This window comes from Anaeromicrobium sp., assembly GCF_025210435.1.
Lineage (GTDB): Bacteria > Bacillota > Clostridia > Peptostreptococcales > Thermotaleaceae > Anaeromicrobium.
This window is the reverse complement of record NZ_JAOART010000005.1, coordinates 1-10,529: the sequence shown is the minus strand read 5'-3', so window position 1 is coordinate 10,529 and position 10,529 is coordinate 1. Positions and strand designations below refer to the sequence as shown.

At 32.3% G+C, this 10,529-nt stretch carries 9 protein-coding genes and 1 rRNA gene; 9 read left to right on the top strand and 1 reads right to left on the bottom strand.

What is annotated here, in order from left to right:
• The first annotated feature begins 60 nt into the window (after positions 1 to 60).
• From rrf to N4A57_RS00675, 8 genes are all read left to right on the top strand, one after another.
• Positions 61 to 177, top strand: a 5S ribosomal RNA gene (gene rrf, locus N4A57_RS00710).
• A 213-nt stretch (positions 178 to 390) separates the two neighbouring features.
• Complete coding sequence (locus N4A57_RS00705) at positions 391 to 960, top strand: glycerol-3-phosphate responsive antiterminator (protein ID WP_293655397.1); 570 nt, start codon at positions 391 to 393, stop codon at positions 958 to 960.
• 204 nt (positions 961 to 1,164) lie between these two features.
• Positions 1,165 to 1,527, top strand: a complete 363-nt coding sequence (locus N4A57_RS00700; RefSeq protein ID WP_293655395.1) for a Lin0368 family putative glycerol transporter subunit — start codon at positions 1,165 to 1,167, stop codon at positions 1,525 to 1,527.
• Between the two features lie 24 nt (positions 1,528 to 1,551).
• Positions 1,552 to 1,884, top strand: a complete 333-nt coding sequence (locus N4A57_RS00695; protein ID WP_293655394.1) for a Lin0368 family putative glycerol transporter subunit — start codon at positions 1,552 to 1,554, stop codon at positions 1,882 to 1,884.
• 147 nt (positions 1,885 to 2,031) lie between these two features.
• Positions 2,032 to 3,531 (top strand): glycerol kinase GlpK, encoded by a 1,500-nt coding sequence (gene glpK / locus N4A57_RS00690; protein ID WP_293655392.1) that lies wholly within the window; start codon positions 2,032 to 2,034, stop codon positions 3,529 to 3,531.
• Positions 3,532 to 3,708: 177 nt separating this feature from the next.
• Positions 3,709 to 5,145 (top strand): NAD(P)/FAD-dependent oxidoreductase, encoded by a 1,437-nt coding sequence (locus N4A57_RS00685; RefSeq protein WP_293655390.1) that lies wholly within the window; start codon positions 3,709 to 3,711, stop codon positions 5,143 to 5,145.
• Between the two features lie 18 nt (positions 5,146 to 5,163).
• The gene (locus tag N4A57_RS00680; protein ID WP_293655389.1) at positions 5,164 to 6,465 is read left to right on the top strand and encodes an NAD(P)/FAD-dependent oxidoreductase; all 1,302 of its coding nucleotides are present in this window, start codon (positions 5,164 to 5,166) and stop codon (positions 6,463 to 6,465) included.
• Positions 6,466 to 6,819, top strand: a complete 354-nt coding sequence (locus N4A57_RS00675) for a DUF1667 domain-containing protein (RefSeq protein ID WP_330671411.1) — start codon at positions 6,466 to 6,468, stop codon at positions 6,817 to 6,819.
• A 96-nt stretch (positions 6,820 to 6,915) separates the two neighbouring features.
• Here the strand turns inward: N4A57_RS00675 and N4A57_RS00670 are convergent, their stop codons facing one another.
• Positions 6,916 to 7,713, bottom strand: coding sequence for a nitroreductase family protein (locus N4A57_RS00670; RefSeq protein WP_293655388.1), 798 nt, complete (start codon positions 7,711 to 7,713; stop codon positions 6,916 to 6,918).
• Positions 7,714 to 8,017: 304 nt separating this feature from the next.
• Between N4A57_RS00670 and N4A57_RS00665 the strand changes: the two genes are divergently transcribed.
• Positions 8,018 to 10,093: a methyl-accepting chemotaxis protein gene (locus tag N4A57_RS00665; protein ID WP_293655387.1), complete on the top strand. Its 2,076-nt coding sequence runs from the start codon at positions 8,018 to 8,020 to the stop codon at positions 10,091 to 10,093.
• The last annotated feature ends 436 nt before the right edge of the window (positions 10,094 to 10,529 follow it).

Genomic DNA, 10,529 nt, shown 5'->3' with positions numbered 1-10,529 from the left:
TTCTTAGTACTGAATAAAGACGAAATCGGAGATTTCTGTTATTCAGCATTGTTCAACACATCTAGTGGCAATAGCAAGAGGGCTACACCTGTTCCCATACCGAACACAGAAGTTAAGTCTCTTAGCGCCGATGGTACTTGGCGGGTAACTGCCTGGGAGAGTAGGACGTTGCTAGTTTAAAGACAAAGGATTCTATCCTTTGTCTTTTTTTGTTGTATAAAATATAAATTTTTTAATTAGTAAAAAAAACCTGTTATAAAATTAACATTACTTGTTTTTATTGCCAATAATTTATATACTGAAAAGGGGAAAAAATTATAGAAAGAATAAATAAAAAGAGATTAAAAGGAAAAAATATAAGAGGGAATATTGGAGAGGGGATAAAAAACCTTGAAAAAGAATTTGTTTTATGATAAAATTCAAGAAAATCCCATGATAGCAGCAATAAGAAATATAGAAGATGTAAACAAGGTTATAAAATCACCCTGTGAAATATGTTTTCTATTATCAGGGGACATTTTTAACTTAAAAGGTATAGTTCAAAAATTAAAAGAAAATAACAAATTAGTTTATGTGCATGTAGATTTATTAGAAGGTTTTTCTAAAGATACGGTGGCTCTTAGATATATTTATGAAAATATGAAGCCTGATGGTATAATTACTACTAAAACTCATTTAATCAAAAAAGCAAGAACATTAGGAATTTTCACAATTCAAAGACTGTTTATGATAGATACTATATCATTAGAAACTGGCATAAAAACTATTAAAAGTATTCAACCAGATGCTATAGAAATATTACCAGGGATTATACCTAAAATAATTAAAAAACTTAAAAAAGAGATAAATATTCCTGTAATAGCAGGAGGACTTATTAGTGATAAAGAAGATATAATAGAAGGTCTTAAGGCTGGTGCAATGGGTATATCAGCAAGTAATGAAAAATTATGGTACATGTAAATTATTTATGATGGCCATTTAATTTTTTTAAGAAAAAGGAAAACGTTTACTAATACACAAACTTTTTGCCTTAAGTAACCTTATTTTATTGGCAAAGAAAGTAAACGTTTTCTGGAAATGGAAGGAGGTGTACTGAAAGTAAGGTCTGGTTAAGAGGTTTAAGAAATGAAAAAATCATAAAAAATAATTGAGGAGGTGCCTATTTTGAAACATTTAGGAACGATACTAGGAACTGCAATAGCAGGTATGTTTGTAATGAGTGTGTGGGGCGCATTTGCTGGAGAATATGGAATTGGCGGCGGCTGGTTCGCAGGTTTTGCAATAATTGGAACTATGTGGTTTTTAAATCATTTTATAGGAATCCATAATAATGATGGAGCTTGGGTAGATATGGCTGTAGGAATTGGTATGGCTGGAACTATGAGAGGTGTATTTGAACAGGGGATTGAAGCTGGAATCGCATCTATGCCAACATTAGGAGTAGTGTTGATTGGTGGAGTAGTAGGTGGAGTTGCTGCTTACAAATTAGAATGTTATTTAGCAGAAAAAGCAAATAGTGAAGTTTAGGAATTTGAAGGGAGGATATAAATTATGACTATGGCTAATATAATAACTACTTTTGCAGGTGCGTTCATATTTCCATTTTTAATTAGATTATGTTGGGGGAAAATGTGTGATACATGGGGCGCAATCGGAGGCTGGATGGCAGCTGGATTTATAGTAGGAACGACTTGGACATTAACTCACGGCGTTGGATTTATAGTTCAATCTGGTGGAGCTTGGATAGATATGGCATGGGCTGCAGGTGCTGGATTATTTGTAGCATCAGCAATGTCAGGAGATAACGTATCAAAAGGTTTTGTAAATGTAATTATGGCATTAGTGGGTGGAACAATTGGTGGATTTATATTATCTTGCTTATAAAAAAAAGATGAGATAGAAAATATCTCACCATAAAATGAAAAAACAAAAAAATAATAAATCGCAAACAACATTATAACATAAATAAAGATGAAAACAAATATTTAACAATGTTTTATATATGAAAGTAAATATAAGGGGGAAATAAAAATGCAAAAAAAATACATTATGGCCTTAGACCAAGGAACAACTAGTTCAAGAGCAATATTATTCGATCACGATGGAAATATAGTTAAAGTAGCACAAAAGGAATTTACTCAAATATATCCAAAACCAGGTTGGGTTGAACATGATGGTATGGAAATTTGGGGAACTCAAAGTGGAGTAGCTAGAGAAGTATTAGAAGCTGCAGCAGTAAGTCCAGAAGAAGTTGCGGCTATTGGTATTACTAATCAAAGGGAAACTACTATAGTTTGGGATAAAAACACTGGAAAACCAGTATATAATGCAATAGTTTGGCAGTCACGTCAAACAGCTGCAATTTGTGATGATTTAAAAGAAAGAGGATTAGAAGGATATATTAGAGAAAATACGGGATTAGTAGTAGATGCATATTTCTCTGGAACAAAAGTAAAATGGATATTAGATAACGTTGAAGGTGCAAGAGAAAAGGCTGAAGCAGGAGATTTATTATTTGGTACTATGGATACTTGGTTAATATGGAACTTAACAAGAGGTGAAGTTCATGTTACTGACTACTCAAATGCTTCAAGAACTTTATTATATAATATTAAAGAATTAAAGTGGGATGAAAAGATCTTAGCAGAATTAGGAATTCCTAAGTCCATGTTACCAGAAGTTAAGCCTTCTAGTGAAATATATGGATACACTGATGAAAAGACTTTTGGTGGAGCTAGAATTCCAATTGCTGGAGCAGCTGGAGATCAACAAGCAGCTTTATTTGGGCAGGCTTGTTATGAACCAGGTATGGCTAAGAATACTTATGGTACAGGATGCTTCATGTTAATGAATACTGGAGAAGAATTAGTACCTTCAAATAATGGTCTACTTACTACTATTGCTTGGGGAGTAGATGGAAAGGTTGAATATGCATTAGAGGGAAGTATATTTGTTGCTGGTGCTAGTGTTCAATGGTTAAGAGATGAATTAAAATTAATCCATGATGCAAAGGATAGTGAATATTTTGCAAGTAAAGTAGAAGATACTAATGGTGTATATGTAGTTCCTGCATTTGTTGGACTCGGAGCACCATATTGGGATATGTATGCAAGGGGTACTATAGTAGGACTTACTAGAGGTGCAAATAGGTCTCATATTATAAGAGCAACACTCGAATCTATAGCATACCAAACTAGAGATGTATTAGAAGCTATGCAAGAAGATTCTAAGATCAACTTAACAGAACTTAAAGTTGATGGTGGAGCAGTTGCTAATAACTTCTTAATGCAGTTCCAATCAGATGTATTAGGAGTACCAGTTGTTAGACCTAATATCATTGAAACTACTGCAATGGGAGCAGCATATTTAGCAGGTTTAGCTGTTGGATTCTGGGAGTCTAAAGAAGAAATAGCTAAGAAGTGGAGTGTAGATAGAAAGTTTGAAATAGCTATGGGTGAAGAAGAAAAGGAAAAGAAATATGCAGGTTGGAAGAGAGCTGTAGAAAGATCTAGAATGTGGGAAGAAGAGTAAAAATACTCTTAAAATGTAAAAAATAATATATTGACAATCGTTTTCACGAATGTTATAATTCAAATATAAATTAAATATTAGGGCGGAGAAAAAAAGGAGAGCCGTACAAACTACCTATGGAGTGATGGGTTAGTTTCGTACGGCTTTTTTTTTCGCTATTTTAGGGAGGGAAATAGAATGTATGATGTGGTTGTAATCGGAGCGGGAATAGCTGGTACATTTATAGCAAGAGAGTTAACTAAATATGATTTGAAGATAGTTTTAATAGACAAAGATACAGATATTTCAAATGGAACTACGAAGGCAAATAGTGCCATAGTACATGCTGGATATGATGCGAAGGATAGAACTTTAAAGGGTCTATTAAATGCCAAAGGAAATGCAATGTATGATAAGGCCTGTACTGAGTTAGACGTTCCATTTAAAAGAATAGGATCATTTGTTATTGCTACAAATGAAGAAGAAATGGAAAGTGTACGTGACTTATATGACAGAGGATTAAAGAACAATATTCCTAATATGAAAATCTTAACGCAGGAAGAAGTTAGGGAAATGGAGCCTAACCTAAATAAGGATATACTTGGAGCCTTATATGCACCAACAGCAGGAATTGTGAGTCCTTGGGAGTTGGCTGTGGCATTAGCTGAAAATGCAGGAGATAATGGTTGTGAAATAAAATTAGAAACAGAAGTTACAAATATTAAAAAGTTAGATGATAAATTTGTAATAGATACTGATAATGGACAAATAGAAGCTAAATATGTATTTAACTGCGCTGGAGTATATGCAGATAAAATAAGTGAAATGGTTGGAGAAAAGACTTTTGAAATAATTCCTACAAGAGGACAATACAACATATTAGATAAGAGTGTGGGAAGTTTAGTAAACCATGTTATATTCCAAGCTCCTACAAAAGCTGGAAAGGGTGTATTAGTTGCACCAACAGTACATGGAAACCTATTAGTAGGTCCTGATGCAGAAGGATTAGATGATAAGGAAGCATTAGAGACAACTACAAATGGAATTTCATTTATTAGAGAAAAGTCTAAGAAGACTACAGATAAAATAGATTTTAGAAAAACTATAACAAGTTTTTCAGGACTTAGAGCAAAACCTTCTACGGGAGATTTCATAATAGAAGAGTCAAAGGACGCTAGTGGATTTATAAATGTGGCTGGTATAGAATCACCAGGACTTTCAGCTGCACCTGCCATTGCAGAGTATGCTATTGATATATTTAAAAATATAAATCCTGAATTAAGGGAAAATAAAGAATTTAATCCAAATAGAAAGCATATAATAAGATTTATGGAGTTAAGTGACGAAGAAAAGGCTGAAATCATTAAAAAGGATTCTAGATACGGAACAATAATCTGTAGATGTGAAAACATAACAGAAGGAGAAATCGTTGACTGTATAAATAGAAATGCAGGTGGGAAAACTGTAGATGCTATAAAGAGAAGAGTTAGACCAGGTATGGGTAGATGTCAAGGAGGCTTTTGTGGACCTAGAGTAATGGAAATACTAGCACGTGAGTTAAAGGAAGATATTAAAAATATAGTTAAGGATAGTAGAAAATCATATATATTAACAGAAGAAACTAAACAAGCGTAATTCATAGGAGGTGTAATTGTGTTAAATTATAATGTTGTTGTTATAGGTGGAGGACCTGCAGGGCTAGCTGCAGCTATAGAGGCTAAGAAAAATGGTGTAGATAACATATTAGTTATAGAGAGAGATAGAGAATTAGGTGGAATACTTCAACAATGTATTCACAATGGATTTGGATTACATGAATTCAAAGAAGAATTAACAGGACCTGAGTATGCTGAAAGATTCATAGTAGAGTTAAGAAACATGGGAATAGAATACAAGCTAGATACTATGGTATTAGATATGAATGAAAATAAGACTATAAGCGTTATAAACTCAACTGACGGATTTGTGACTATTCAAGCCAAAGCAATAGTTTTGGCTATGGGATGTAGAGAAAGAACTAGAGGTGCCATTAGTATTCCAGGAGCTAGACCAGCAGGAGTATTAACAGCTGGAACTGCTCAAAGATTTGTAAATATGGAAGGATATATGGTTGGAAAGAAAGTAGTTATATTAGGATCTGGAGACATTGGTCTTATAATGGCTAGAAGGATGACACTAGAAGGAGCACAAGTACAAGCAGTGGCAGAATTAATGCCTTTCTCTGGTGGACTTACAAGAAATATAGTTCAATGTTTAGATGACTATGGAATTCCACTTCTATTAAGTCATACTATCACTGAAATTAAAGGTAGAGACAGGGTAGAAGGAATAGTAATTGCTCAAGTAGATGAAAAATTCAAGCCTATTCCTGGAACTGAAAAGGAATTTGAATGTGATACATTACTTTTATCAGTAGGATTGATTCCAGAAAATGAATTATCTGTTCAAGCAGGAATAGAAATGGATAGAATAACTTCTGGACCTATAGTAAATGAAGCTATGGAAACAAATATAGAAGGTGTATTTGCCTGTGGTAATGTAGTACACGTACATGATTTAGTAGATTTTGTTACGGCTGAAAGCAGAAGAGCTGGAGCAAGTGCTGCTAAGTATGTGAAAAATGAGATTAAGAAAGAGGGCGTTACACTTAAGACAGAAGGTAAAAATGGAGTTAGATATATAGTTCCTCAAGTGGTAAGGCCTGAAAATGTAGATAAGACATTAGATTTATTTATGAGAGTAGATAATGTTTACCATAATGTAGAAATGGTAGTTAAAATAGATGGAAAAGAAGTTAGAAGAATGAAAAAGAGACACGTAGCTCCTGGTGAAATGGAATCTGTAAAAATTAAGAAGGAAGACTTAAATTGTGCAGATGGTTCTACAATAGAAGTTTCTCTAGAGAAAGAAGCTCATGTAGAGAAAGAAGTTTATTTAGAAAAGGAGGGGGCTTAGGTGAAAAAACATGAATTAGTTTGTATCGTATGTCCTATGGGGTGTCGCTTAGATGTTATAGAAGAAAATGGACAATATATGGTAGAAGGAAATAAGTGTCCAAGAGGTAAGGATTATGGAGTAAAAGAACTTACTAATCCTACTAGGGTCGTTACTTCTACAGTGAAAATAAAAGGTGGACTTTTAAATAGAATACCTGTAAAAACTAATGGGGATATTCCAAAGGGTAAGGTATTTGAATGTATGAAGTTATTAGATGAAATTCAATTAGAAGCTCCAGTTAAAGCAGGAGATATTGTAATAAAGAACATATTTGATACGGGAATAGATGTAGTTACTTCAAGAAGTATGTAGACAATCTTTCATATGCTTTAGTCAGGGCAAATTGGCCCACATAAGAAAATTACCCAAAGAAGAAAGGGAGCTTTAAGCTCCCTTTCTTCTTTGTGCTTATATGGAAAAATATCCTATAGAGGAGTAATTATTAGGAACTCCTGGTAAGTCTTGTGACTCTAAATGCCAAAGACTAGAAAATCCTTCTTCTAAGGCAATTTGATCTATATACAACATGATTATACCTCCATGTAAATCAACATCTTTTATTTCTTTTTTATCTATAAATAATGATATTTTATTATCCTTAACTAAAAATTTCCAAGGTTCTTTATTTCCCCAAGATGGAGCATATTTAGAGTAGTAAAGGATGTTAGAAAGAGCTCTTTGTTCTAATATATTAGGATTAGCCCTTTCACCCCAATTGTTCATATAAACCATGTCCTCAATCCCAGATCTAGATGGTTTTGAAGATATATCTCTTTTAAATATTCCTGTGTAAGCATATCCAAGGGAAATAAATGCAATGGGGTTCTTTTCTATATTGAAGTGTTTTTTTATTGTATAGGAATCATCTATACTAATGAAGCAACTACCTAAACCTAGATCAAAGGCCTTTAATCTAGCTAGCTCCATTAAATATCCAGCATACTTTTTATTATGTGAAAATTCATCGGATGTAATTAGGAGATAATAGGGTGCTTTTATCATATTTCCGTAGTATCCAGCCTTACCCTTTAATGATTCGTATACCTTATTTCCATTGTTCAATAGAACTATATCCATTTTATCCTTATTAAAAAATTTATTGTTTTTCATTATATTTAATATTTCATTTAATCTAGAGTCTTCAATTTGGTTAAATTTATAATCTCTTACAGATTTAATACTTTCTATTAATTTAGAAAATTTCATGTAATCTTCCTCCTAACAAATCATTATAATTATTTTTACCCATGGAACATGAAAATTATGTTTAGTAGATATTTATTTTTGTATTAACTTATATGTTCGTATAATACATTTACCCCCAAAGATAAAAGATAAAACAATTACCATAAAATGTTTATTTCAAAAGTGTGAATTAAAACCATTTCAAGTATATTTACACAATGAATAAATATTTTATGGAAGGGAGTGTAGGTAATAGTATGAAATAGTCAGAAAATGTTGTAAAATATAGGAGGGGTTATTAATGTTTTATTAAGGAGGTAATCACGTGAAAAAACTACGGACTCAATTAACTGTGATAATGATTTTAATTGCCATAGTACCTTTATTTGTATCAAATTTAATATCTATAAAAATCATTGATAGTAAGTATGACGAGGAAATTAAAAGTAAACATGTTAATATGGCAGATAGTATCTCTAAAAATGTAGAAGAATTTCTACATAAGGCATACTTAATAACGGAAGAATTGGCAAATAATAACGACATAAGATCTTTTGTAGGTGAAAGACAAATACAAGTAATAAAGGATAATGTTAAAAGAAATGATTACTTTGAACTAATATATATTCAAGACACTAAGGGTGATCAAACGGCCAGAACTAGTGGGAACTTAGGAAATAGAGCTAGTAGATGGTGGTTTAAACAAATGATGGAAGATAGAAAGGCCTTTGCAAGTAAATCATATATATCGGTAGGGAATGGAAATCCTGTAAGCTCTGTTTTTTTTCCCGTATATGAAGGTGAAGAATTAAAGGGTGTATTAGGTACAGATGTTAATTTAAAGACATTTCAAGAACTAGTAGAAAAATTTAATATAGGTCAAGGAAGCTATATATATATAATAGACAGTGAGGGCCAATTAGTTGCACATCCAGATAAGAAATTGGTTGAAGAACAATACAATTATATTACCCTAAAGAGAAGAGACTACGAAAAGGATGGAAATGGTAATAAAGTAAAGGATTCAAAGGGAAAATTTAAGTATGAGGAAAAGGATATCAAGGTAAGTGAGAAACTTTTAGAAATAACAAAGGAAGCCCTAGGAGGAAAAAAAGGATTTATCCAATATGAGAATATAGAGGGAAGGAAAGTTGTCAGTGCATATACACCTGTAAAGGTCCCTGGAGATAGTAAAGACTGGGCTGTTATCACGGTTCAGGAGAAAAAAGAGGCCTTATATTTCTTAAAGGGAGTAAAAAAAATGAACCTATGGGTGTTAGGAGTAGTGACCCTAATAATGATAGGGTTATCCTATGTGTTATCTAATAATATAACTAGACCTATATGTGTACTAGCTAATAATTTTGAGAAGGCATCCAACGGAGATTTATCTGTAGTAAATAATTATAAGAGAAATAATGAAATTGGCAATTTAAGTGACTCATTTAACAAAATGATCAATAATACTAGAGAAATAGTAACTAATATAAAGAGTGCATCTCAGGTTGTAGAAAGTGCATCCCAATCTTTAATTACATCCATAAGTGAAACGGAAGTAGCTAATGGACAGATCTCTAGTGCTGTGATGGAGGTAGCTAGTGGTGCCAGTGATCAAGCTATGGATGCACAAAAGGGTGTAGAAGTAGTATTTGAATTAGACAAAGAAATCAATATTATGAATGATTATGTAATAGAAAGTAAGGATTCATCAGAAAAAATATTTGATGCTAACATAAAGAGTATAGATTCCTTTAGTAATTTAGAGGATAAGGTTAAGCAAGTAAATAATACCCATTATGAAGTAGTGAAAATAGTAAAAAATCTTAATGAAAAGGCTAATATAATAGAGAATATATTAGAGACCATAACTAATATATCAAATCAGACTAATTTACTGGCACTTAATGCGGCTATAGAAGCAGCTAGGGCTGGTGAAGTAGGAAGAGGATTTGCTGTAGTGGCAGATGAAATAAGAAATCTAGCAAATGATACGGCAAATTCAAGTAATGATGTGGCCAATATTGTATATTCTATAAAAGAAGAAATAAACAAAGCTGTAGATGCTACAGATAAGAATGAAGGAGTTATAAAAGAACAAAACACAGCTTTAAAAGAGGCTATGTTAAATTTTGACAATATAAATAATGAAATAAATATTATAGTAGATAAGGTTGGACATATTAATAAAAGTGTTATGAAAGTAATGGATATTAAAGGAGAAGTTAGTAGTGTTGTTGAGAATATATCTGCTGTCTGTGAAGAAACATCAGCAGCTACAGAGGAAGTTTCCGCATCAATAGAAGAACAAAATGCTACTATGACAGAGATAGCTAATATGTCTAATGGTTTAAAGGATACAATAAAGGAATTAGAGAAGGAGATAGTTACATTTAAAATATAGATTTTTATTATAAATAGGGCTAGTAATTTTTACTGGCCCTATAGATTTCTTATTTATAAAATTGTTTTATATTTTGCCTTATAGGCAAATTACAGTATAGGGAAATTTAAAAATCATAAATGTATACTTGAATAAAATCCAGAAAGTATATTGACACTATACTATGAATGTGATAATATATACTTCGTTGTCCCATTAATCAAGGCTTTATAAAAATATTTTCACAAAAGTGTTGACAAAGATGATGACACATGATATGATTTAATAGTCGTCGCAAGAGAGACGAGTTAGAAAATGAACTTTGAAAACTAAACAGTATAAGAATTTAAGCCAGCTTAAGTAATTAAATAAATGACCGAATGGGAATTGATTTGATTACGATATGAGTAGCCACGAAAGTGGTATACGAATTTTAAATAACCTTTATTAAAGGTAT

Bases quoted from the DNA above. Each gene is read 5' to 3' on its own strand.
- N4A57_RS00670 (WP_293655388.1), bottom strand. From the start codon at position 7,713: ATGAAATTTTCTAAATTAATAGAAAGTATTAAATCTGTAAGAGATTAT.
- N4A57_RS00695 (WP_293655394.1), top strand. From the start codon at position 1,552: ATGACTATGGCTAATATAATAACTACTTTTGCAGGTGCGTTCATATTT.
- N4A57_RS00685 (WP_293655390.1), top strand. From the start codon at position 3,709: ATGTATGATGTGGTTGTAATCGGAGCGGGAATAGCTGGTACATTTATA.
- glpK (WP_293655392.1), top strand. From the start codon at position 2,032: ATGCAAAAAAAATACATTATGGCCTTAGACCAAGGAACAACTAGTTCA.